Source organism: Micromonospora sp. NPDC005215 (assembly GCF_040607915.1).
In the GTDB taxonomy this organism is placed as follows: domain Bacteria; phylum Actinomycetota; class Actinomycetes; order Mycobacteriales; family Micromonosporaceae; genus Micromonospora.
The window spans coordinates 104,248-127,070 of sequence record NZ_JBEXHQ010000007.1 but is presented as its reverse complement, the minus strand read 5'-3'; the positions used below and the strand labels follow the sequence as shown (position 1 = coordinate 127,070).

21 protein-coding genes are annotated in these 22,823 nt (G+C 72.3%); 1 reads left to right on the top strand and 20 read right to left on the bottom strand.

Annotated elements, in window-relative coordinates; genetic code table 11:
- Positions 1-114 precede the first annotated feature (114 nt).
- From ABZU25_RS08740 to ABZU25_RS08660, 17 genes are all read right to left on the bottom strand, one after another.
- Complete coding sequence (locus tag ABZU25_RS08740; protein WP_355028722.1) at positions 115-1,242, bottom strand: hypothetical protein; 1,128 nt, start codon at positions 1,240-1,242, stop codon at positions 115-117.
- Positions 1,243-1,255: 13 nt separating this feature from the next.
- On the bottom strand, positions 1,256-3,601 hold the full coding sequence (locus ABZU25_RS08735) for a hypothetical protein (protein WP_355028721.1): 2,346 nt from the start codon (positions 3,599-3,601) through the stop codon (positions 1,256-1,258).
- An 11-nt stretch (positions 3,602-3,612) separates the two neighbouring features.
- On the bottom strand, positions 3,613-5,049 hold the full coding sequence (locus ABZU25_RS08730; RefSeq protein WP_355028720.1) for a baseplate J/gp47 family protein: 1,437 nt from the start codon (positions 5,047-5,049) through the stop codon (positions 3,613-3,615).
- The gene (locus ABZU25_RS08725) at positions 5,042-5,545 is read right to left on the bottom strand and encodes a hypothetical protein (RefSeq protein WP_355028719.1); all 504 of its coding nucleotides are present in this window, start codon (positions 5,543-5,545) and stop codon (positions 5,042-5,044) included. Before ABZU25_RS08725 ends, ABZU25_RS08730 begins: the two co-directional genes overlap by 8 nt.
- Before the next feature lies 1 nt (position 5,546).
- A complete protein-coding gene (locus ABZU25_RS08720; RefSeq protein ID WP_355028718.1) occupies positions 5,547-5,870 on the bottom strand; it encodes a hypothetical protein in 324 nt (107 codons plus the stop codon).
- Positions 5,871-5,880: 10 nt separating this feature from the next.
- Positions 5,881-7,908: a hypothetical protein gene (locus ABZU25_RS08715; protein WP_355028717.1), complete on the bottom strand. Its 2,028-nt coding sequence runs from the start codon at positions 7,906-7,908 to the stop codon at positions 5,881-5,883.
- Entirely contained in the window at positions 7,905-8,546 is a 642-nt protein-coding gene (locus ABZU25_RS08710; RefSeq protein WP_355028716.1) for a hypothetical protein, read from the bottom strand. The genes ABZU25_RS08715 and ABZU25_RS08710 overlap by 4 nt, the downstream gene beginning before the upstream one ends.
- A complete protein-coding gene (locus tag ABZU25_RS08705; protein WP_355028715.1) occupies positions 8,546-9,046 on the bottom strand; it encodes a hypothetical protein in 501 nt (166 codons plus the stop codon). Before ABZU25_RS08705 ends, ABZU25_RS08710 begins: the two co-directional genes overlap by 1 nt.
- 2 nt (positions 9,047-9,048) lie before the next feature.
- A complete protein-coding gene (locus ABZU25_RS08700) occupies positions 9,049-10,527 on the bottom strand; it encodes a hypothetical protein (RefSeq protein ID WP_355028714.1) in 1,479 nt (492 codons plus the stop codon).
- Complete coding sequence (locus tag ABZU25_RS08695; protein ID WP_355028713.1) at positions 10,524-13,772, bottom strand: hypothetical protein; 3,249 nt, start codon at positions 13,770-13,772, stop codon at positions 10,524-10,526. Before ABZU25_RS08695 ends, ABZU25_RS08700 begins: the two co-directional genes overlap by 4 nt.
- A gap of 2 nt (positions 13,773-13,774) precedes the next feature.
- Positions 13,775-14,029 (bottom strand): hypothetical protein, encoded by a 255-nt coding sequence (locus ABZU25_RS08690; protein WP_088989350.1) that lies wholly within the window; start codon positions 14,027-14,029, stop codon positions 13,775-13,777.
- A gap of 44 nt (positions 14,030-14,073) precedes the next feature.
- A complete protein-coding gene (locus tag ABZU25_RS08685) occupies positions 14,074-14,502 on the bottom strand; it encodes a hypothetical protein (RefSeq protein ID WP_282303740.1) in 429 nt (142 codons plus the stop codon).
- Positions 14,503-14,519: 17 nt separating this feature from the next.
- Positions 14,520-15,689: a hypothetical protein gene (locus ABZU25_RS08680; RefSeq protein ID WP_355028712.1), complete on the bottom strand. Its 1,170-nt coding sequence runs from the start codon at positions 15,687-15,689 to the stop codon at positions 14,520-14,522.
- A 79-nt stretch (positions 15,690-15,768) separates the two neighbouring features.
- Positions 15,769-16,710 (bottom strand): hypothetical protein, encoded by a 942-nt coding sequence (locus ABZU25_RS08675; RefSeq protein ID WP_355028711.1) that lies wholly within the window; start codon positions 16,708-16,710, stop codon positions 15,769-15,771.
- A 70-nt stretch (positions 16,711-16,780) separates the two neighbouring features.
- Positions 16,781-16,945: a hypothetical protein gene (locus ABZU25_RS08670; RefSeq protein ID WP_355028710.1), complete on the bottom strand. Its 165-nt coding sequence runs from the start codon at positions 16,943-16,945 to the stop codon at positions 16,781-16,783.
- Positions 16,946-17,086: 141 nt separating this feature from the next.
- Entirely contained in the window at positions 17,087-17,452 is a 366-nt protein-coding gene (locus tag ABZU25_RS08665) for a barstar family protein (protein ID WP_355028709.1), read from the bottom strand.
- Positions 17,453-17,532: 80 nt separating this feature from the next.
- Positions 17,533-17,982, bottom strand: a complete 450-nt coding sequence (locus tag ABZU25_RS08660; protein ID WP_355028708.1) for a ribonuclease domain-containing protein — start codon at positions 17,980-17,982, stop codon at positions 17,533-17,535.
- Between the two features lie 747 nt (positions 17,983-18,729).
- Between ABZU25_RS08660 and ABZU25_RS08655 the strand changes: the two genes are divergently transcribed.
- The gene (locus ABZU25_RS08655; protein WP_355028707.1) at positions 18,730-19,455 is read left to right on the top strand and encodes a hypothetical protein; all 726 of its coding nucleotides are present in this window, start codon (positions 18,730-18,732) and stop codon (positions 19,453-19,455) included.
- A 142-nt stretch (positions 19,456-19,597) separates the two neighbouring features.
- On the opposite strand, the gene ABZU25_RS08650 is transcribed toward ABZU25_RS08655, so the two are convergent.
- The 3 genes from ABZU25_RS08650 to ABZU25_RS08640 all read right to left on the bottom strand — a co-directional run bounded on the left by ABZU25_RS08650 (position 19,598) and on the right by ABZU25_RS08640 (position 22,821).
- The gene (locus ABZU25_RS08650; protein WP_355028706.1) at positions 19,598-19,957 is read right to left on the bottom strand and encodes a DUF559 domain-containing protein; all 360 of its coding nucleotides are present in this window, start codon (positions 19,955-19,957) and stop codon (positions 19,598-19,600) included.
- A 45-nt stretch (positions 19,958-20,002) separates the two neighbouring features.
- Entirely contained in the window at positions 20,003-20,539 is a 537-nt protein-coding gene (locus ABZU25_RS08645) for a hypothetical protein (RefSeq protein WP_355028705.1), read from the bottom strand.
- A gap of 146 nt (positions 20,540-20,685) precedes the next feature.
- The gene (locus ABZU25_RS08640) at positions 20,686-22,821 is read right to left on the bottom strand and encodes a DEAD/DEAH box helicase (protein ID WP_355028704.1); all 2,136 of its coding nucleotides are present in this window, start codon (positions 22,819-22,821) and stop codon (positions 20,686-20,688) included.
- Between the last annotated feature and the right edge of the window lie 2 nt (positions 22,822-22,823).

Below are 22,823 nucleotides of genomic sequence, written 5' to 3'. Positions count from 1 at the left end.
GCCCCGTGCGAGTTTCACGCTCGGATGTGGACGGTCGGCGCGCCAGCGCAGTGTCGTCACACCGACCCGGCGAACGGCATAGGTCAACCGTTCGCCGGATTCGGTCCCGACCGTTCAGCGCAGCTTGCTCAGCGTCCGGGCGTACCCGGTCCACTCGGCGGCGTCACCGACGCCGGCGCGCACCCCGGCCTCCTTCATGATGGCGAGCACCTGCTCGGTCGGCGCCTCGGCCAGCTTGCCGAGGGTGCTGATCCCGGCGCGGGTCAGCGCCGCCCGAGCCTTCGTCGGGACCCCGGCGAGCATCGCGATGTCGGCGTCGGCGACGTTCTCCAACTCACTCTCGATGCCCAGCGCGGCGGCGACCGCCGACTGGGCCCCGATGGTGGTGCGCACGATGACGGCCTCCCGCTCGCTCACCTCGCCGAGCAGGGCGTCGAGGCTCGGGTAGCTGGTGTCCGCCGGCAGCACCTTGAGCACGTCGCGGACCGTCCGGCCGTCGGCCAGCTCGTCGTCGCCGAAGGTACGGATGAACTCCACAAGCTTCACCTCGCGCGGGAAGCGCTGCCGGACGTCACCGTTCTCGGCGGCGTACCGCTCCAGGTAGGCCGCGCCCCGGACCTTGGGCCCGACGACCACGTCGACGCCGAGGGTCTCCACGGCGGGCAGCACGATGGTGCCGGCCTTGGTCTGCCAGATGCTGACCTTCTTGTCCATGAACATCGTGGTGCCCATGTATTTGCCGAAGTCCAGCGCGCCGATGTAGTTGGGGATCTGCTCCAGCGCGTACGGGCCGGGGCTGACCTTGTTCTCGTGCACTGTCGAGTGCAGCCGGTTGATCTCCGCGCGGATCTCGTCCAGCAGCCGCCGCAGGCTCACCCGCATCGCCGCCATACAGGAGAACGCCTTGGCCAGGTCGGTGCCGAGGTGGTCGAGGTCGTGTTCGATGCGGTGGAACCGCTCGTTGAAGCCCTGCTCCCCCGGGGTCTGTCCGGCCTGCACCACGTCCTCGCCGTCGACCCAGTCGCTGTGGGCGAAGGTGCGGGCGAACGGCGGCGGCGCGCAGCCCGGCTCCACGGCGGGGAACGACTCGGCGTAGCTGAACACCCGCTTCGCGGTGCCCACGTTCTCGTAGATCCAGGACGAGACCAGCACACTGGCGTCCGAGGCCGGAATGCCGTGCTGGGTGAATGCCTCGTACAGCTCGGTGACGGTCACCCCGTCGTAATTGATCTCGCTCGCCATGGCGGTGTCCCTCTCAGAGCTGGTCGTACACGCCGCGGTGCCGGCGCTGCTGGAAGGTGCGGAAGGTCCGGGCCACCGCCGGGCGCAGTGGCTCGGCGGTGCCATCGGCGTCGAGGTCGACGTGGTCGCGGCGGATGCCGAACGTGTTGATCTCCACGCCGAGCGGGCAGACCCGGGTCAGCGCGTTCATCAGCCGCTCGTACTGGGCCAGTGTCAACGTCACCCCGTCGGGCAGCTCCACCCGGAACTCGTACGGGTCGGTCCGGCCGGTGCGCACGTAGGAGAGCGCCACCACGGCGACCAGCCCGGCGTGGGTGGGCCGCAGCGCGGTCCGCGCGCCGACCGCCTTGATCTCCGCAGTGCCGCCGCCGAGCCCCACTGTGTACCAGCGGAAACCGGTGGCCCTTCGCTCGGCCAGGTTCAGCCCGGCCTGTGGCAGGCCGATCACGCCGCACACCAGCAACACCCGGTTGCCCGTCTCGACCAGCGGCAGCGCGGCGGCGAGGTGCTGGTCGCGCAGCAATCCGACCAGCCGGGCCAGCCGGTCGCCGGCAGCCGGCTGGCCGGCGATCAGCGCGCTGGCCAACGCCGCCGGCAGTTCGATGGTCTCCACCAGCTCGTCCGGCAGCTGGTTCAGCGCGGCCACCACCGGCGCCGGGTCCCGTACCGCGGGCAGGCCGGCGGCGGCCAGCACCTGGTCCACCGGCTGTCCCGCCGGCCGGGTCGGCACGGCCGCCCACCGGGTTCGGGCCGCCGCGTCGGTCAGCGGGGTCCACGCCGGCTCCCCGGCGCCCGTCCACGCCGACGCGGCGGCGGCCAACCCGGCCAGCAGCAGCGCGTTGCCGCCCGGGTCGCCCGGCGCGTGGAACCGCGCCTCGACTGTCACGTCGGCACCGACAGTGGCGTTCAGCGGCGCGGTCACCGCCAACCCCCGGGTGGGCAGGTGGGACAGGTACATCCTGGTGGTGCTGATCCGGTGCGTGGTGGGCAACCCACACACCTGCCACAGCCATGCCAGCTCGCCGTCGGCCGCCACGGTGGGCACACCGCGCGCGCGGGCGGCGGCGATCAACGCCTCGGCGGTCCGGTCGGCGGTGACCGCCCGGCCGGTGTCCAGCACCCGATTGCGGAGGTCATTGGCCTGCGCGGGCGTCGGCCAGCTGACGTCCACTCCGAGGCCCAGCTCGTACCGGCTGCCGCCGGCGTCGTCCTGGGCCCGGGTCACCTGCCACACCACGGACGAGCCCAGCGCCCGGCAGACCCGCCCGGCCCGGTCCAGGGCGGCGGCCAGCGGCGGCGCGACGGCGTGCGCGCTGTCGAAGGCGTACGACTGGCGCAGGCTGGCCCGCAGCGCGGTGACCTCGGCCAGCCGGCTGCCCGGCAGGGCCCGGCCGGCGTGCACTGTGTTGTTCGGCGGGGTGTTCGCCGGCAGGACGAGGCGGTCCCGGCGCAGTTGGGCGAGGAAGTTCGTGCGGTGCTGCGGATCGCCGGCGGCCACCAGCCGGATCGCCACCGCGAACCGGTCGTCGTCCTCGCGCAGTGTGAACCGTGCGCCGCCGGGCAGGTCGGCGAAGAGCCCGGCGTTCGGGTCGGTGTCCGCGCCGGGCCCGTTGAGCAGACCGCGCACCGCACCCGGGGTGGGCAGCAGGAAGCGTCGGAACAGCCCGAGCCGGTGGGCGTACGCGGCGTCCGGCTCGCGGGCCGGCGGGGCCAGCCGGCGGGCGTACACCTCGCCGCTGGCCGGCTCGTGCACCAACTCGTCGACGAAGCGGGCCACCCCGACGTCCGCGCCGATCCGGTCCAGGGCGTCGCGCCGGGCGTGCGCGAGGGTCCGGTACGCGTGCACCTCCCGGGCCGCGCGGCGCAGCCGGTGCTTCTCGTACGACATGAGGTAGAGCAGCCGGCCCAGGTTGCCCTCGAGCACGGCCAGCTCGACCAGCCCGGTGAGCGCGGCACCGGTGACCGCCGTGGCGGCGGCGCCCTCGGTGGCCCGCTCCGCCGTCACGGCGACCGGAAACGACGCGACAAGCGGCTCGTCGGCGGTGTCCGGCGCGTACGCGGGCACCGACGCACCGGCGGCCGACCAGGGCGCGAAGACCACCGGCGGCAGCACCCGCTCGCCCGCACCACCCGGATCCACAGTGACTGTCACCCGGACGGTCTCCTCGGCCAGGTCCCGGCGCAGCACGACGGCGAGCAGCGGATGCCTGCTGGTCCAGTCCACCACCGCGGCGCCGGTGCTGCTCAGCGGCACCACCACCCGCCGGACGGTGCCCGGGTACGGGCCCTCCAACTGGTCGACGAGGTTGCGTTCGACGGACGGGTCGGCGCCGTCCACCGGCACCCGGATGTCGGTCATCGGTCCCCCGCTCAGACGATCCGGAACGGCCGGGGGTCGTCCCGGTCGACGTAGACGGGCACCTGGTTCGCGGCGAGCACCGCGTTGTCGCCGACCGGCAGGCGCTGCACCCCGTCGCCGGTGGGCGCGCTGCCGGTCACCACCACCGCCGAGTCGGCCGGGAAGCGGACCAGCCGCAGTGCGCGGACGTCCGCGACGCCCGGCTCGTTCATCAGCGTCCAGATCACCTCGGCGGCGCGGACCGGCTCGCCGAAGGGCAGCTCGTCGACGTAGCGGCGCAGTCGGGCGTGCAGGCGGGCGCGCAGCTCGGTGGCGGCGGTGGACGCGTTCACCGTCTCCTTCGAGCCGGTGGGCAGGGGCAGGCCCCGGATCACCAGGTCGGCCTCGACGCCGATGCCCACCTCGTCGGCCCGGTCCACCGAGGCGAAGATGCCCACCGGGCGCAGGTCCTCGATGACCGACTCGACGGCGGCGTGCAGACCGTCCGGCCCGTCCCAGATGGCCGCGGCGGTCGGCGCGACAAGCACCGTGACGTAGTACGGGTTGCCCAGGTCGCGTTCGGTGCTGAAGACCCGCTCGATGAAATTGAAGTTGCCGAAGATGGACTGGTTGAGGTCCAGCCCGCCCCGGCCGTCGAAGACCTGCACCTGGCGTACGCCGGGCACTGTCGCCACGGCCAGTCCGATCGCCTCGGCCGTCCAGATGGAGCGGGGCGCGGCCAGCAGCAGCTGCCGGTAGCGGGCGTCGGGGACCTGCTGTTCGCCCCCGGTCAGCGCGACGGTGTGGGTGATCTCCACGAGTTCGGTGCCGGCGGCCTGCTCGGCGTCGTCCAGGTCGGCCAGCAGGGTGTCGGCCCGGTTCCACCTGTCGATCTTCTGGCTGGGCTGCGCGGGGTCGAGGTTGTGCGCGGGGCCGGGATAGAACGCGGCGACGGCCGGCACCCGTTCGCCCACGGCGGCGGAGAGCACCACCGTCTCGTCCAGGGCCACGTGGTGTCCGCCGGGTGTGGACAGTCGCGCTCCCCGGGGCAGCGTGAGCTGGGTGCGGCCGGTGGGCAGCGCGGCCTTCAGCTTGAGCTTCACAGTGCCCCGGGCCGGCAGGTACGGCCGGGGGATGCCGAGTTCCTCGCCGAGGCGGGTCAACGCGTCGGCGGTGGCCGACACCACGTACGAGTTGTCGTAGACGGCGCCGAGCGCCGCCCACAGTCGGGCGTCCTCCAGCGCGGCCAGTTCGAGGACCTTGCGCAGCACGGCGCCGCTGGTCAGGTCGATGTCGTCGCCGAAGAGCAGCCGGGCGGTGGCCAGCTTCTCGGCGAGCAGCCGGGCGAAGGACTTCGGCACGAAGCCGCTCTCGACGATGCCGAAGCCGGTCGAGCCGGTGGCCCGCAGCGCGGCGGCGTCGACGGCGAGGACGTCGGCCAGCTCGGCCGGCAGGGTGGGATCAGACACTGGGTAGCTCCCCGAGATGCACCGAGAGCCGGTCGTCGGTGATGGTTTCGAACTGGACCTGCACCTGGAGGGTGCGGGAGGACCGCAGCGCGGCGGCCGCCGCGTCGTCGGCACGGCCCGCGCCGAGCCGGCCGTCGTCGAGGTTGACGTCGACGATCTTCCGGACGCGGGGGTCGCGGTCGAGCAGCGTGATGATGCCGATACGCACCTGTTCGCGGATCAGGTTCGGCTCGATCTGCTCGGCGAGGGCGTTGAGCCCGTCGAACCCGAAGGTGGCGTCGAAGACGTTCGAGCCGCGCAGCGTGGTCAGCGCCACCGCGAGGCTCTGGGCCACGTTGTCGGTGCCGGCGACGAGGGCCAGCACCCGACCGTTCGGGCCGTCGTCGAAGACGATGTCGCGGGCCAGGTCCACGCCGGGCATTGTGGGTTCGAAGGCGAGACCCCAGCCGAGGTAGCGGCGCTGGGCGGCCTGCCGTTCCCGCTCGGTCCGGTCCACCTCAGACCGCCTTCAGCTTGGTCTGCCCGGCGCTGGCGGCCAGGCCGGGGCTGGAGCCGTCGGTGGCGCCGCTGAGCGAGTCCAGGGCCACCCCGGCCCCGCCGACCGTGAGCTTGCTGGCCGCTCCGGTCGCCGAGGCCACCGTGCCGCACTGCTTGGTGGAGTTGCTGGTGGTGATGGTGCAGCCGGTCACCGACTTGCCGCTGATGCCGTCGAGGCGGGTCACCGGGATGTGGCTGACGGTCAGCTTGCTCTGCCCGGCCGGGGAGACCTTCCCCTGGTTGGGGCAGTGCACGTCGCTCGACGTGGTGAGCACGAAAGCCATCGCGTTCTCCTCAGTGGACGTTCATCGCGTTGTCGACCTGGACGTCGACGTCGTCGGCGGCGATGTTGACGGTGCCGCCGCTGATGTTCACCGCGCCGTTGCCCGCGTCCAGGTCGATCTGGGTGCCGGTGATGGTGATGGAGCCGTCCTGCTTCATCACGATCGACGACCCGCCGGCGGCGTGCTCGATGGTGATGCTGTCGGCCTCGTCGGCGCGGGCCGGGCGCTGACCCCGCCCCCGCAGTTGGGCGCGGCCCACCCGCACTGTCAGCTCACCCAGCTCGATGACCCGGTTGCCGTCGCCGTCGGTGAGGTCGTGCGCCACCTTGCCGTCGTGGTCGGTGGGCACCACCGTGTCGCCGATCGACGAGCGGCTGTTGGTGGCCACCCCCACCGGCAGGGACAGCCACCAGTCCCCCGGCTGCGACACCGGGGCGTGCCCGGTGGGCCAGAGCGCGCCCACCTCCACCGGGTCGTCCGGCGCGCCGTTGCGGTAGGCCAGCGCCACCCGGGTGCCCGGGTAGCGGGGCAGGATCAGCCCACAGCCACCCCAGGCGAACGGGGTCAGGTAGGTCACCCCGGGCAGCGGCGCGGGCTGCTCCCGGCGTACCGGCAGGCGACGGGCCGCGTTGGGTCGGCCGTCCGGGCGGGCCAACCCCTCCCACACCGTCTCGGTCTGCGCCGGCGGCTCCACCGCGCCGCTGGCGTTGGTGGCCGCCGCGCGTACCTCGCCGATCTCCAGGCCGCGCGTCTCGCCCCGGGCGGCGCGGGCCGCCCGCCGCACCGCCTCGGCGGCAGCCACCCCGGGCGACGACGCCGGGCCGGCCGGCTCGGCGGCGCCCACGCCGGAGGCGTCGCTCCAGCTGTCCCACGCCTGGGCGCCCGAGGTGACCTCGACGCCCTGCACCACAGTGACGAACCCGGCGGTACGCGACAGGGTGTGCCGCGCGGCGCTCAGGTAGAGCAGCTTCGCCCCCGCGCCCAACTCCCCGGTCGACGGGGCGAACGGGGCGGCGAACGAGCCGAGCAGCGCCGCGCCGACGCTGCCCAACGTGGTGGCCTCGTCCACCGCCGGCGGGTCGAAGCGCACCAGGTCACCGGGCTTCAGGTCGGGTCGGCCCTTGAGGGTCAGGGTCCACGCCCGACGGCGCGGCGCGGCGGTGCCGCCGGCCTCGGTGGCCGCGTACGGGTCGGTGTCCTGGGTGCCGTTCTCGGTGCACTCCAGCAGGCCGGTGGCGAGGGTCAGTGGCTTCGGCTCCCCCTCGGGATAGGGAATCGGCCGTTTGCCGACGTGCACCGTGCCGTCGCGGATCAGCAGCATCCCCCGCCCGTACGCGTTGAGCGACTGCTGCAACGCGCCGCCGATCCGCTCCAGCCCGGCGCGGTGGAGCAGCCCGGCGCCGAAGGCGACCCGCTCGTCGCCGGCCGCCTCGGTGGCACCCCGGGTCATCGTGCCGTCCGGGTTGGCGCCCCACCCCGTGACGTCCACCCTGGTCCGCTCGCTGATGGTCCGGATCGCGGCGGTGAAGTTGGCCGCCTCGAACCGTTCGGCGACCCGCTGCCCGAGCCGGGCGTACGCCTGCTCGACGAGGGTCAGCTCGGTGTCGTACGTCCGCTCGCCGGTGAGCCGGCGCACCTTCGTCACCCGCAGCACGGCGACCAGCGCCTGGGTCAGCTCGGCCGGTGTCGGGCCGGCGTTGACGCCGACCAGGTTGGTGAAGAACGCGCCGACGGAGGTGTTGGCGTCCCGCCAGTACAGGTGCAGTTTCGCCACCAGCGGCGGTTGTCCCTCGGCGGTGCGCAGCGCGGCGAAGTGCTCGTCGATCAGCCCCTGCACGGTGACCGTGTACGCGCCGGGGCCCAGCCCGTCGGGCAGCGCCGCGTCGATGGCCGCGTAGTAGTCGGCGCTGGACAGCGTGAGCGCGGCGTCCTGGCTGAGTCCGGTCGCTGTCTCCCGGTGGAAGGTCAGGGTCCAGCCGGCGTCGTTGCCGACGGCGCCCTGGCGGACCTGACCGGTCTGGAACGGCGTGAGCGTCATCGCAGCACCCTCCGCAGCTTCTTGTCGAGCAGGTAGCGGTAGCGCAGCCGGCCGGGGCCCAGCTCGGACTCGACGCGCTGCGCGGGTGGGCGGCGACGCCAGACGAACTCGTTGATCGGTGGCGGCCCGAACTGGTCCACCGCGCGATCGGCGCGCCGCCAGGCCAGCGCGAGGGATGAGCCGTAGTCGCCGGAGCCCCGTACCGTCCCGGCGTGCAGCAGCCAGCCGAGCACCAGCAGCTCCACGACGATCGGGGCGGGCCCGGTGGACGGGCCGGCGTCCGGGCAGACCCGGCGCAGGCCGGCGGCGAGCGGCACCGAGCCGAGGATCCGCATGCCCTGACGGACCACCAGTCGCAGCGGCACCCGCCCGACCAGCGCCGGTGGCGGAAGCACGGCCGGGGGCGCGGGTCGGGGCGCCAGGTCGTCGGCGGAGCTGCTGACCACGGCGAGGGGGTCGGTGTTCAGCCACTGCCGGGCCAGCCCGGTGGGCAGGATCAGCACCGCGTGCACACCGGCGCCCAGCTCGACGCGGTGCGGGAGACCGGCGGTGAGGCTCTGCCGTACCTCGGTGAACCCGTCGGGCACCTCGACGGGCGTCTCCGGCAGCAGGTAGCGGTCGATCGGGAATGGTGGCATCAGTTGCCCAACCCGTCGGCGAGCGCGCCGACTCCGATGCTGGCCACGTCGAGCAGCTTGCCGAGCAGGCTGGGACGGGGCACGTGGACGAGGGTGATGGTGGTGTCCAGGACGTCGCGGCGGGCGGCGGACGCGTTGAAGGTCAGCGACTGCACCTGCATGTCGGTGCGGATGGTCATCGAGGTGACCAGGATCAGCCCGCCGAACTTCCCCCCGGAGTACGCCGCGAGGGCGGTGCCGCGTTTGCTCGCCTCGGCCATCGTCTCCAGGGCGAACTTCCACGCGTAGCGTTCCGCGCCGACCAGCACCCCGGTCAGGGTGATGGTGTCGTCGTGGGTGGCCACGATGGCCTTGTGCGCGGTGGAACCGATCGGCGGCAGGTGGTAGGTCTGGGCCAGGGAGATGGCGGTGACGGCCCAGAGCGGAATGGGCAGGATCCCGTCGCTGATGATCGCGGACGGCACCGTGCCGTACCGCATGAAGCTGCTGGTGATGGCCATGCTCAGCGCCCTCCGGTGGGTGGCAGCGGCACCGGCGGACCGGTGGGTTCGATGGCCAGGCCCAGGTCGCGCAGCGCCTGGGTGATCTCGCGGACCTCGCCGGCGGCGCTGGTGACCCGCAGCCGCAACCGGCGTTCCTGAAGCGCCGCGCTGATCCGCGCGGGCCGGGTGGACGCGGACCCGCGCCGGTTGATCCGGTCGATCTCGGCGGCGGCATCCTCCATCCGGGAGATCGCGTCGAGGATCCGTGGGTCGGGGATGAAGCCGGGATCGTCGCGGTGCAGCCGGGCGATGGCGTCGCGGAAGTCGGCGGCGTCGCGGCGCAGGTTGGTGACGAGGTTCTCGGTGAGCGCGCTGACCCCGGCGACGCTTGTCGCGCGGTGCGACTTGTCGTCGATCAGCCACACCCAGCCGTCGTGGCCGATGCCGACCAGGTCGGTGCCGGCGACCTTGACGTTGGCGTCCGGCCCCTTGAGGAACAGCTCGATGCTGCTCAGCGAGAACGCCGCGCTGTACTCGCCGAGCACGCCCCGGCCGTAGGTGACCATGTCGTGGCGCAGGTAGGCGCGGAAGCCGGGGCCGTCGTCGGCACTGCCGCCCCGGTCCCGGAAGCGCCGCCACAGGGTGGTCAGGGCCTCCGGGTTGTGCAGGGCGAGCTGCTGGGTGAGCCAGACGTCGCCGCCGGCCACCACCGCCCGCAGGTCGGCGTCCCCGATCCGGGCGAGGGCCTCGGTGAGCCGGGCCTCGCTCACCTGCAGGCCGCGCGAGCGGGCCCGGCCGAGGTCGTCGACGGCGGTGCGCAGCCGGGCCACCTCGTCGGGGCTGAGCCGGCCACCGAGGCGGGTCTCCAGGTCGGCCACGGCGGCCCGCTTGCCGGCCTCACTCTCGGCGGCCACCGCGTGCCACAACGCGGCCGGCTCCAGTTCCGCGGCGCGGCGCAGCGCGGCCTGCCGGTCCGCCGGCATGGCCCGGTACGCGTCCCCGACGATCGCGGTGGGCTCCACGTGCCGACCGGCCGCGACGCCGCCGGCGTCGAACTCACGCAACAGCGAGTCGGCGTACGCGGCCGCGTCGTCGGCCAGCCGCAGCGGGGCGTCCCCGACGATGCCGTCGCGGGGTCGGCTCAGCTCGCGCATCTCGGTGTTGAGCTGGTCGAAGTACTCGCCGAGGGTGGCCACCCGCACCCCCTCGGGCAGGGTGCCGCCCTCCAGCACGTGGTCGAGGATCGCGGCGATGTTGTCCCGCAGCACGGCGATGCGTTCCAGCCGGTTGAGCGCGTTGCCCAGGTGCAGGTCACCGACGTCGTCGACGATGCGCCGGATGAGGTGTTCCAGCAGCCGCCGGGAGCGCACCTCGCCGGCCTCGCTGTGCGCGGCGACGGTCCGCAGGAAACTGCGCAGCCGCGGGTTGGCGTCGGCGGCGGCGTGCACGGCGGCGGCGTCGAGGAACCGGCCGGCGCGGAACCGGCGCGGCCCGGTCACTGCCGCACCACCGGGACGCGCGGACCGGCGGCGGCGCCACCGGGCTGGGAGTCCAGCACCATGAGGATGAACCGGGCGCCCTCCGGGCCGCCGACCGCGCCGCTGAGCATCGCCTCCCGCTCCACGTACGCCAGCACCGGTTCCATCAGCTTCTGCACGACCCGTTCCAGCACCTCGTTGAGCAGGATCTCGGTGAGAAACCCCTGGAGCAGGTCACGGGACGCGGCTTCGATGATCTGCCGGGTGACCCGGCGCACCACGTACCCCCGGGCGGCGCGCAGCCCGGCGCGGACGCCGAAGCGCAGGGCGACCCGGCCGCCGCGCACGGCCGCGCCGCCGATGGTGCCGGCCTCCGGGATCAGCGACAACGCCAACCCGAGGTACGCGGCGAACAGCTCGACCTCGACCTCGGTGCGGGTGAGCACCAGCTCCGGGTCGAGCATCGAGGAGTAGAGGCGCTCGCGCTGGTGGGCGTGTGCCACGTCGACGGCGGCGACGGCCACCCCCACCACGAAGCCCAGCGGCGGGCAGAGCAGCGACAACGCGATGATCCCCACCATGATGCCGAACGCGCTCAGCGCCTCCCGGCCCAACTCGGTGCCGAACAGGTCGTCGATGCCCGTGGTGTAGTAGAGGTTGCCGCCGAAGAACTCCCCGAGCTGCTGGTGGGTGACCAGGTGGATGCCCTGCAGGGCGAAGCGTCCACCGGGGATGGTCGCCGACGGGATGTGCTCGCTGATCCGGCTGGACCGGAACGCGAACCGGGCGTCGGTGCGGGCACGACCGAGCATCTCGGTGTTGTTACGCCGCATGTCCTGCAACACCCGCCACAGCTCGTCGCGGATCGCCGACCGGTTGCCGGCGAAGCGGGCCAGCACGTCGGGCAGGTCGGTGATCTGCTTGACCAGCGGGTCGATGCCCTCGGCCTCGCCGCGTTGGAGGACCAGCGCCTGTTCGATCTCGGCGAGGGTCCAGAGCACCGCGTGTGAGTCGCGGATCCGCGTGGCGCCGTCGCGTTCGACGATCTCGCCGGCCGCGCCGGGGCTGCTCAGCGCGGCCTCGGTGGCGAGGAACGCGCTGGAGATCGCGCGGGCGGCCCCGTACCAGGCGGTGGCCGGGTTGGCCACGCTCACCGTGGCGACGGTGCCGCCAACCAGGTCGGTGTGCGCTTGCGTCCACCGGGCGGCCTCGTGGCGGCGCAGCCGCTCGCGCAGCCCCTGCAGCTCGGCGTAGTCGGTGAGCTGGGAGACGATCAACCGCTCGAAGATCGGCGCGTACCTGTCGAAGTGGGTGATCCGCGCGTCGATGCCGGTCCGCGAGCTGAGCAGCAGCTGCACCAGCATGGCCTGGCTGCCGACCATGAACAACTGCCCGACGGCGCCCTTGACGGCGGGGCTGAACGCCTGGACGAAGTGCAGGTTCCAGGACGCGGACGAGTCGATCCAGCCGCCCTGGATCCGGGCGAAGTGCTCGGGCTGGCGGTAGCGGTCCATCACCAGTTGGGCGAGGTGGTCCAGGCGGGGCACCACCCCGGCGAGGTGGCGCAGGAACTGCACGGCGGGCGACGCGACCGGCCGGAAGTCCAGCGGGCCGAGCCCTCCGGAGCCCTGCGGCACGGGCCGGGTGAACGCCTCCCGCTCGGCCGCGCCGACCAGCAGGCTGATCGCCGCGGCCCGCCCGCGCAGCATGGCGGCGGCCTGGAGGCAGAAGTTCGCCGGGTAGCGGCACGGCTCGCCCATCTGGAGCCGGAACGCGATGTCGTCCATCAGCCGGCGCAGCTCGTCGCCGTCCGGGCCGAGCGCGGCCAGTTCGGGTTCGCCGTTGAACGGGGCGCAGGCCCGCAGCTCGGAGTGCTCGCCCGCGACGGCCGGAAACCGTCGGCCCTCGACGCCGGGTGGGGCGCTGGGGCTGCTCGGGTCGAAGACGAACCCGCCCCGCCGAGGCCCGCCGGTGCCGTCCCCACCGACGCCGCCGCCGCCGGAACCGGTGCCCGTGCCATCGCTGGAACCGGTGCCCGTGCCACCGCCGGTACCGGTGCCCGTCCCATCGCCGGTACCGCCCGGTCCGCTGCCGGTGCCACCGCCCGACCCGCTGCCCGCGCCGGACCCCGTGCCGGTGCCGTCGCCGATGCTGCCGCCGGGTGGGGCGTTCGAGTCCGGTGGCGCCGCCGGTCGCTGCTCGACACTGATCGGCAGGAGGTTGGCGGTACCGGTCCAGTGCAGCGTGGCGTCGGTCTCCTCGGTGCCCACCAGCAGCAGCGACACCCCGCCGATGCTGACCGTCACCAGGCTGGTCGGCAACGCCCCGCCCACCGACGCCAGGATCCCGTCGACCCGCCGGGTCACCTCGGCGTCGACGGCCCGCTCGATCTGCGCCTGGTACTCCTCGACGCTCGTCGTCTCGCCGCGCGGCTGGGCGGTCCGAAGCCGCTGCCGGATGTCGGCGCTGAGTTCCTCGTCCACCATGGCCACCAGCGCCGCCCGGTCGGCGACCGGCCGCCGCTGCACCGTCCCGGGCTGGGGGCTGGGCACCCGCGCCTCCACCTCGAAGTGCGGCTGCGGGGTGGCCCGGAAGACCGTCTCGCCGAACGTGTCGAAGGTCAGGTACGACAGCGGGGTGGTGGTCACCATGACCAGCCACACCTGCCGGCCGGTGGGGTCGATGACCCGGGCGATGACCCCCTGCGGGGTGCCCGACGGCAGGCCACCGTGCTGGCGTACCGCCTCGCGGGCCAGTTCGGCGAAGTGACCGACCAGGTAGGTGACCGGCCGCAGCAACCACTGGTGGGTGACCGGGGGCGGTTCGTCGCCGTCCACCGGCACCTCGGCGGCGTCACCACCGTCGTCGTAGGACGGCACCCGGTAGACGGCCAGCAGGTGACGCATCCGAGCCGCGTCGAACACCTCGGCCGCCGGCCGGCTCAGCGGCGCGGCCACCCCGGCGGGCAGTCCCGGGTCCAGCCGCGCCGAGGCGATCACCTCGTCGATGCGCCGGCGCAGCCGGGCCTCGAAGGCCCGCCGGTCGCCCGGGGACACCCGCTCGCCGTCCGCGCCGGTCCACCGGAAGGTCGGCGCTTCGGGGCGTACCTCCAGGTAGCCGCCGCGGGGCGCGACCACCTCGCGGCGGGAGTGTTCCAGCGCGCGGGCCAGGGCCGCCGCGAGCGCCTCGGTCACCACCTCCGGACGTTCGGTCACCGACCGGGCGTCCAGCCGGACCCGCACCGGCACGTGCACCGAGATGGCCACCGTCAGAACCGCCCGTCCAGATGCTCGGCGAGGCGGGCGAGCGCGAGGTCGGCGAGCGCGTCGGCATCGAGGGCGCCGCCGGCCGCGACCACCTCGATCTCCACCGGGAAGTGGTACGCGATGACCGCGCGGTCGTCCTCGGCCACCTGCTCGGCCTCCGCCTCGCTGCCGGCCGCCGGCAGCACCAGCTCACCCGCGTGCACCAGGGCCAGCCCGGTACGGGTGACCCGGGCGGCACGGCCAGCACCGGTCGCCATCTGTTACCTCCGGTTGATCGTTGGCGGGTTGTCGTCCGGCCCGGTCAGGGCAGCACGGACGGGTCGCCGGTCTTCGGGTCGACCGAGGCGGCCAGGCTGAAGCCGCTGAAGGTGGCGGCGGGCGCGCCGGAGATGGTGGCGGTGGTCGGCGTGGCGCTGGTGATCAGGCAGTCCCGCAGGACGAAGGACGAGAACGCCCAGTCGTCGCCGGTGTGCTCCAGCAGCGCGATGTCGAACAGTTCGCCGTCGAGGGCCAGCTTGGTGAGCCGGCCGGCGACGTCCCCGATCGCCTTGACGGTCATCGTGAAGTTCATCGACACCGGCGCGTGGATGACGCCCAGATGGGTCACCTCGCACGAGTGCAGCGCCTCGACGTTGAGCGAGAAGGACGGGCTGAACGAGTCGATGGGGCTGATCAGCACCGTCTCGGTGCCCTTTGTGTACTGCACCGCGAGGCGGGTCTTCCACTCCATGGTCTGGTTCCTCCGGGTCAGAACTTGGCCACGAGCGTGACCAGCAGGCGGCTCACGGCCGGGCCGTACGTGACGGTGACGACCAGGTCGACGGTGCGGTCGGCCCGGGCGGCGGTGACGATCGAGGTGTCGGTGGCGGTACGCGCGACCTCGGGGATGGTGAGGATGTCCAGCACCGGGATCTCGATGCGGTAGTCGTCGATCACCGCCTGCCGCTTGAGTGGGCCGAGGATGCCGTCAACCTGGGTCTTCAGCAGCGTCATCCCCGGTTTGGTGATCCGGGCGTCGCCGACCAGGCCGATCAGGCCGGCGCGCAGCATGAACTCGATCTGGTCGAGGGTGCGGACCAGGTCGACGTGCAGCAGGCTCGCGTCGCTCGTGAACAGCCGCCCGTCGGCGAAGTGCAGGCTCTCCCCGGTGATCAGCGTCGGGTCGATGATCGGCGTGAGGTTGGCCTCGGAGAGGCCCTTGATCTCGGCCGGGCTGTACTGCTTGGCCACCGGGATGGCCACGCCACGGATCTTCTTGAGCACGATGCTGTGGTGCACCGGCAGCCCGGCCACGGCGGCCATCGCGGCGGTGGCGGCGTCGCCGTCCGCGCCCCGGGCGGCGATCAGCACCATCCGGCTGGTGCTGCTCTTGAGCGGGTTCGCGGCGGTGGTGATGTCCGCGACGTAGGTGGGGCCCTTCTCGGTGGCCGGGTTGACCATGGCGAAGCCGATCCGCCGCTGACCGGCCGCCGACATCGTCTCGACGTGCGCCTTGAGCGCGTGCAGCCCGGTGGGCGCGCCCGCACCGGCCGGGTTGCCGACGCCCGACTCGTTGGCCAGCGACACCATTGTCACGTCGTCGGCGGCCTCCAGACCGCCGAGCGCGGCGGCGTAGTCGTCGCCGGCGACCTTGACCCCGTACACCTTGGCCGGGCGTGGGTCCTGCAGGAACGCCAGTTCGAGGGAGTTGTAGAGGGCGTTGCGGACCACGTTGCCGGCCTGCCGGCGGGCGAAGTTCGTGACCGCGTCGTCCAGGGTCTCGATCCGCACCGGCGTGTTCGCCGGCGCCGAACCGCCGTCGGCCGTGGACGGCGCCTTGCCCACCACGGCGATGACGCCCGGTGAGCGCTGGGCCAGCGGCGCCGGTGGCGGAACGATCCGGACCTCGATGAACGGGAATGCTGCTGTCGGTGCCACGGGTCCTCCCGGACGAAGTTGCTGCTGCGGTCGTTGGGCGGCTCCCGCCGCTGCGGTCGTTGGGCGGCTCCAGGCCGTCTCAGGTCGTCAGTGCGGCCAGTCCGATGCCGCTGCGGGCGAGCCACTGGCCGGCCCGCGCGAAGCGGGCCGCCCGCTTCTGTGCGTCGGTGCCGGTGTCGCCGCCGGGCCAGCCGTCGTCGTCGAAGGTCTCGATGGGGACCACCCACACCGCGACCACCCGGTGTCGTCGCCGCACGTCGTCCGGTGCTGGCACATCGAGCCCCAACTCCTCGGCGCGGGCCCGCACCAGCCGGGTCTCGACGAGCAGGTCGGCAAGGGAGAAACCCTTGTCGCGGATCAGCACGGCGGCGGCGAACGGCAGCGGTCGCGGAGTGGGCGGCGCGGCCGACGGCGCGGCGTAGCGCAGCTTCACTGTGGCCCCGGCCGCCTGCCCGCGCATCCGCGTCACCAGGTCACCGGCGTTCACCGCGCCGACGCCTGCGAGCAACCGGTCCAGGTGCGCGTCGGTGAACGCCGCCGGTTGGTGCAGCCCGGCCCGCAGTCGGGCCACCAGCCGGCTCCGCCGCTCGGTCTCCAACTGCGCCGGGTCGGACGGCAACGCGCCCAGATCGGCGATGATCTGCGGGTCGACGTCAAAGGCGGGCACCGCCACGTCGAGATCCTCGACGTGGTCCCGGGCGGCGCTGGTACGCACCACCAGACTGCCCCGCCACAACGCGTCGATGCGCAACGCCGAGCCGCCGAGCCCGTGCAGGCGGATCCGCAACTCGCTGCGGGTGGTCCCACCGGACGCCAGCCACTCCCCCTCGGCCACCGTGACGGGCGCGGCGGCGAAGCCGAGGGTCAGCTCGTCGAAGACCGCCGCGTAGGGCGGCGCGACCGGCATCGCCTCGGTGTCGTACGCGGCCTCGACCAGGTGCGCCAGCGACGCGTCGTCGAAGAGCGCGGCACGGGTGCCCGGATCGGCCAACCGCACCAGCACCCCGTCGACGAAGTCCACCGCACGGCCTCCCCGCTGCCCGCGCCGATGCACCCTGCCCCGGCTCGGCCCGAGGATCGCGAAGGGTCCGTCACCGGACCGTCACCACCACCGTCACCGTGCCCCGGCACCGCCGCGACTGTCGGAAACTGAGCACCCACACAGGCTCGATCCGGCGCGGCGCGGGCTGGCAGCGCGGCGCGGGCAGCGCGGCGGGCTGGCTGGGTTGCTGACGAGCGATATACCTCAGAGTCATCTTTATACCTCTGAGGTATATCGCTCATCGGACTATGTGCCCCCGGACGCCGTCACCCACCGTGAGACCTCATCGACTATGCGGCCGGCAACCGGCTCACCGCGAAGCGGGGCGGGCGGGGAGGGTGTGCGGGGTGAGCGGTCAGAAGGGCGGGGCTTCGCTAAGGACGACGCGCAGCGGGTGGGGTGCGGTGGTGGCGAGGTCGCCGAGCACGGTGAGCAGCAGGGCGTACTGATCGGCCGGCTCGTCGGCGAGCAACTGACCGGCGTCGCCGACAAACAGGGTGAGCGGCCCGGCGTCCAGCCGGTCCCGGAGCGCGTCGGCGAGGGCGTCCCAGGTGTGTCCGAGGTGGGTTGGCAGGGTCAGCGCGTCGGCCATCGCGGCGAAGAGCGCGGGCCGGGTCCGGGTCGCCGCGCCGGCCAGCACCACCGCGCCCGGCGCTTCCTGCGCGTCGTCACGGCACACTGTCAACCAGTCCGGCCATCGTCCGTCGTCCTCGTCGGCCATCACGTGTCTCCTGGTCTGTCGGGCACCGAAACCGCAGGGCCGGCCAGCCGCGAGGCCGCGACCGACCGACCCGGGATCGGTCAGAGCCGGTAGAAGTCGGTGTAGTGGTTGGGTGAGAACCAGGTGACCCCGGTGCTGCGGTTCACCACGATCCGGTACGCGTCCCGGGCGGCGCCCTGGGTACGCGGGTAGACGTCGTACTCGTAGTAGGTGGCGTTGGTCGGCAGTTGACCCTCGTAGTTGTAGAAACGACCACCGGCGAAGTTCGACAGGCCGCCGCTCCACGAGTACCAGGCGCGGCTGGTCGGGAACCCCTTGGCGGCCCACCCGGAGCGGGCGGTGCGGGCGTCGGCGCAGCGGCTGACGGTGCAGGAGCTGTAGACCGCCGCCGAGGCGGAGTCGGCCAGCCCCGGAGCCACCACGGACGGGCCGACAAGCGCGGTGGCGACCATGGTGAGCAGCAGGGCGAGGGTGGTGGTACGCCGGCGGATCGCGCCGAGCGTGGCCAGCGGGGACACGAGGGTGGACACAGGCTGCCTCCAGACCAATCGGGTCATCGATCCGCGTCACTATCGGATCGAACCCAGTCTCACCGTTGCCGGTCGACGACGACAGCCCTCGTCGCCCCAACCGCACCACAATGCTCGGTGAACCCCCGGTGCTCCTCCCCGGGTCGGCGCACCCGGTCGGGAGCAGCGCGAGCATGCCGACGCTGACCCACACGTACGCGTTGGCCCCCACGAGGCCCAGCGGCCCGGCCGACCCGTTGGCGAAGACCCAGACCAGCCCGCTGCAGAGCACGACGTACCCGGCGATGCCGACACGCGCCCGCCGGCGGGCCGCCGCGTCGACCGGCGGCCACGGCAGCGTCGACGCGGCGAGCACCACCAACCCTGGCACCAGCCACACCAGGTGGTGCACCACCCCGACCGGCAGGGCGCCGGCGGCCAGACCGGCCGACGCCAGCAGCGTGGCACCGGCTCCCCCGAGCAGCCGGTACGCGACGACGGTCGGCAGTGTGCGCACCCGGGCAGGATGTCGTCCCCGACTGACCGGCACACGACGCACCGACCATCAGCAAGCGACGACGCGGTGTCGGATGGGTCCGGCCCGTCCCGCACCGGCGTGGCGGCGGACATACCGGTCACCGGTTGTTAGCGTGGTTTGCGGATCCGTGACCGTGGAGGGGTGCCATGACGGACGCCCCCGATGGGAGGCCGAGGCCCGCGGACCAGTGGCGACACCGAGGCGTCCACGGGCTGACCGTCGCCCGCGACGTGAGTGTCCGCGGGTGGCGGTGGTGGGCGCGGAACTGGGATCGGCTGGTCGCCGCCCTCCAGGACGAGGCCCCCGTCGGCTCCGCGGCCGACCCGTCGCCGTCCGGCCCGCTCGTCGAACAACGCGACGCGCCCCGGCTGATCGCGGTGCCCGCGCGAGGCTACGTGTACTCGTTCCACATCCGCGCCACGTTCGCCTGGTCGTCGCCGGTGAGCCTCCGCTCCGAGGTGCTGAGCTGGTACGTGCGGTACTTCCAGCCCACCGCCGTGCAGCGACTGACCCGGCTCGCCGCCGACGCCGCCCGGGACCTACCGCCGCACCGGGCGGGTGACCTGGAGGTGGCGTTGCAGCAGGCGCTCGCCGACGAACCAGAGTGGACCTACCAGCGGGGTGACCTCGTCATCACCTGCCGTCCCGACGCCGCCGTCCGCCTCGACGAGCGGATCATGCCGGTGCTCCAGCCGCACGTCGACCGGATGCTGAAGCTGGAGTACCAGTTCGACGAGCAGCTACGCAAGGCCCGCTACGCCGAGGAACTGAGCCGCCAGTGGGCGACGATCCTGAGCGCCCACGCCGAGGACCAGGACATCGCCGACGCCCGCGACCACCTGCTCAGCACCCAGCGGGAAGCCGCGAGATGGATCACCGAACTCCTCCACCACCACCACGCCGACCCGTCAAGCGCACCGCCAACCCCACCCCACCAACGCCCCACCCCCACCTAACCCCCACTTGCTCCCTGTCCCCGCCCCCGCCCCGCCCCGCCCCGCCCCGCCCCGCCCCGCCCCACTGCATTTCATGATCAATTGATGAAAAGTAGGTCTGAAGCGCTCCTGGGACCTACTTTTCATCAACTGATCATGGGGATCAGGAGCGTGCGGCGAGGATGGCGAGGGTTTCCCGGCGGACCTGGGCCGGTTCTGTGGTGAGCCGGCGATGCGTGAACCGGACCACGAGGATCCCGATGGTCGCCAGAAGGGCGTCGCGGCGGAGGTCGATCTCCCGCTCGGCCGGATCGCCGTGGCTGGTGGCGCCATCCAGCTCGATGTCAACTCGCTCCGCTTCGGCGAACATGTCGAGATAGACGGTTCGGGCCCCGACCCGCACCCGCGCCTGCCGAATGAACGTCGGCATACCAGAGCCGGTGAAGACGTGGTCGTGGCCCCAGATCTCCAATGGGCTGCGGCAACCAGCGGCGAGCCGATCGAGCAAACTCCGCAACGTCACGCGGTCGTTCATCCTCGGTACTTCGGCAAGGGCGGTGACGAGGCGCTACGGGGTGGTCAGCCGGTCATTGACCGCACGGATGAGCGGGCCCGGTCGGTCGACCGGTTCGAGCAGCGGCCAACAGTCCACCAGAGTCCGCTCGAGCCGGGTAACCGGCACTCCCATCCGGGTCACCACCTGCGGCGGTGCAATCGCAAAGTCGGAGCGATGGCGTACCACGAGGTGTGGCCGCTTCCGCAAGCCTGACCCAATGGGGAGGTCGAGATGAACCGGCTCCCCAGGTGGTTGGCGGCGGAAGCCCCACACGTCGAGGGCGGTGAGGCGACTGAGCGCCGCTCGCCCACCGGCATACGCCAGAGCCGCCCGGCGGGCCAACTCGGGCTCAACTCGGGCCAGCATTGGCAGGTCGGCGTCCCAGTCGCGGATCAGCGCGGCGTCAACGTAGATCCCGGGCAGCACCGGAACCAACCGACCCGCGCGCCAGGCAGTCTGGATCGTCCAGGCCGGCGCCACTCGCAGCATGTCCGGTCGGGTGACCAGGCCGTCATGGCGTTCGAGCAGAGCGTGCAGCCTCGGGTCCACGGGCCCACCCTGCCCCCGAGCACTGTCCCGCCGAGGGCTGCTGTGGACAGCGGAGGGCACCTGTGGACAGCGACCCGAGGCGGCACCACTGTGGTACGTGCCCGTCAGTTACACGCGGCCCCGCCTACCAGAGCCGGTGTTTGCAGTCATTTGCCGGATAGGTAAGTCACTCGAGCGGGTTCGGCGAGCACTGCCTGCGCTGCCGGGATGTCCGCCAGCCGAGCAGCCAGTGTGGCGACGGCGAGGCGTTCTGGCAGTGCCGCACTGAACTTGAGGCCGGCAAGTGCCTTGTCGGAGATTTCCGGTAAGCAGATTCGTTCAACCGCGTCTGCCATAGCCGCTCGTGCCGTCCGGCCGTCAACATCCGCTCGCAGTCGTATCGACGCGTCGTCGTATCGCTGGGTCGGGTCGGTCAGTTCGCTCAGGGTGGCGATGAGGGTAGCGTTCGCCCGAAAGCCGGCCCAGGTCCACCATCTCACCTCGCCATCGCCGTCTCTGACGATCACCGTACCCGCAGGATGAACCAGAGGTGTCGCGTCGTTCCGCAGCTCGGCCAGTCTGGTCTTTGCTCGGCTGGTGAGGCTGCCGGGGGGTTCTGCACCGAGTAACACGTCACGCATCGCACGGACCACCTGGTACGACAATCCCTGCGGGGACCCGTTGGTCATCCACAGTGCTTTTCCGCCGCCGTCGGCCGGCTCGACGAAGCATCGGCGACGTTTCCAGTCGATGTAGGTGACGCGCCAACTCCGACCGGCGAGCAGCAGCAGACGGGGACCGATCACCTTCGCCGTCAGCAGCGCGGGATCGGTTCGTCCGATCTCGGTTCGCCCGGACAGCACTGTGAATTGCGGTGGCGCGGTGAACACCGCCAACATGTCCATGAAGTGCCGGCGTCCGAAGCGCAGTTCCGCCTCCGGCCCGATGAAGAACATTCCGGAGTCAACATCCAGGTAGCCATGCTCGACGAGGTGTCGCACGATCACTTCCGCGCTCTCGTCGAAGGGCGCGAGCCCGTTCCACTCCTGCGACCAGAGGTTGTCGCCGACACGATGTTGCTGCAGGGAGAGCGCCAGCATCTGCTGCGCCACGATGTGCCGTGGTTCGGCCGGAGGTACGACTGCTTCGACCCAACCTTGTCCCCAGAGGTTCAGCAGGCCGGCGGCGTGCAGGAGGCCTTCCCCGTCCAGCGCGAGGAAGAGACAGTTGCGGCTGCTACCGGGACGCCGGCCCGTCCGGCCGATCCGCTGCAGGAACGCGGCGACGCTGCGCGGGGCGTTGATCTGGATGACCCGGTCAAGGTCGCCTACGTCGATCCCGAGTTCCAAGGTGCTGGTGGCGACGATGACGCAGTCGCGCTCCTGCGCAAATGCCTCCTCTGCCCGCCGCCGCTCGTCGACCGAGAGAGACGCGTGGGATAGGAACGTCGTCACATTGAGCGCGCGCAGACGTTGACCCAGATCTTCGACCAACGCCCGGGAGTCGCAGAACACCAACCGCTTCTGTCCGTGATGAAGGGCCGCGATGACCTTGGCGGCGTTGTGCGCCGACCCGACGTAGTCCAGCTCGACCTCACCGGCCGGACGGGAAGCGGGCGTCGCCGATGCCGCCGTTGGAGGACGATCAGCCGCCACTACCCGTGCTTGCCGCTGGCCGCGACCCGAACCTTGCAGCCATGCCATCAGTTCGTCCGGATTGCCAACCGTCGCCGAGAGGCCGATTCGCTGCACCGAGCGCCCTGCGACCCGACTGAGGCGTTCCAGAACGGCCAGCAGATGCCAGCCTCGATCGTCGCCAGCGAAAGCGTGCACCTCGTCGACGACGATCGACTGAAGGTGGCCGAAGAACACATCGTGATCGACGGCGGTGCTGACCAGCATCGACTCCAGGGATTCTGGCGTCGTCAGCAGAATGTCCGGCTTCTCTCGGAGGATTGCACGACGCCGCCCCATCGTCACGTCGCCGTGCCAGACGGCCGTTCGACGCCCCAGCCACGCGGTATAGGTCTCCAGCCGGGGCAGGAGGTTGTTGAGCAGCGCCTTCAGCGGACAGACGTACAGAACGGAGGTGCCCGACCAGTTTTCCTGCGCCATTCGGGACAGCAGTGGGAACACCGCAGCCTCGGTCTTGCCACCGGCAGTGGGCGCGAGCAGGAGTGCGTCCTCGCCAGCCAGCAGTGGCTGCACGGCAGCTTCCTGCAACGGTCGCAATGCTGGCCACTGCAACGAGTTGACGACGTGATGCAGTACGACTGGATGCAGCAGTTCAGCGCCGCTCGTCATGA

What these genes read in the sequence shown, in the direction of transcription:
- ABZU25_RS08670 (WP_355028710.1), bottom strand. Translation starts at nt 16,945, where the DNA reads ATGACTCTGAGGTATATCGCTCGTCAGCAACCCAGCCAGCCCGCCGCG.
- ABZU25_RS08720 (WP_355028718.1), bottom strand. Translation starts at nt 5,870, where the DNA reads ATGGCTTTCGTGCTCACCACGTCGAGCGACGTGCACTGCCCCAACCAG.
- ABZU25_RS08685 (WP_282303740.1), bottom strand. Translation starts at nt 14,502, where the DNA reads ATGGAGTGGAAGACCCGCCTCGCGGTGCAGTACACAAAGGGCACCGAG.
- ABZU25_RS08640 (WP_355028704.1), bottom strand. Translation starts at nt 22,821, where the DNA reads ATGACGAGCGGCGCTGAACTGCTGCATCCAGTCGTACTGCATCACGTC.
- ABZU25_RS08715 (WP_355028717.1), bottom strand. Translation starts at nt 7,908, where the DNA reads ATGACGCTCACGCCGTTCCAGACCGGTCAGGTCCGCCAGGGCGCCGTC.
- ABZU25_RS08710 (WP_355028716.1), bottom strand. Translation starts at nt 8,546, where the DNA reads ATGCCACCATTCCCGATCGACCGCTACCTGCTGCCGGAGACGCCCGTC.
- ABZU25_RS08690 (WP_088989350.1), bottom strand. Translation starts at nt 14,029, where the DNA reads ATGGCGACCGGTGCTGGCCGTGCCGCCCGGGTCACCCGTACCGGGCTG.
- ABZU25_RS08705 (WP_355028715.1), bottom strand. Translation starts at nt 9,046, where the DNA reads ATGGCCATCACCAGCAGCTTCATGCGGTACGGCACGGTGCCGTCCGCG.
- ABZU25_RS08740 (WP_355028722.1), bottom strand. Translation starts at nt 1,242, where the DNA reads ATGGCGAGCGAGATCAATTACGACGGGGTGACCGTCACCGAGCTGTAC.
- ABZU25_RS08735 (WP_355028721.1), bottom strand. Translation starts at nt 3,601, where the DNA reads ATGACCGACATCCGGGTGCCGGTGGACGGCGCCGACCCGTCCGTCGAA.
- ABZU25_RS08665 (WP_355028709.1), bottom strand. Translation starts at nt 17,452, where the DNA reads ATGGCCGACGAGGACGACGGACGATGGCCGGACTGGTTGACAGTGTGC.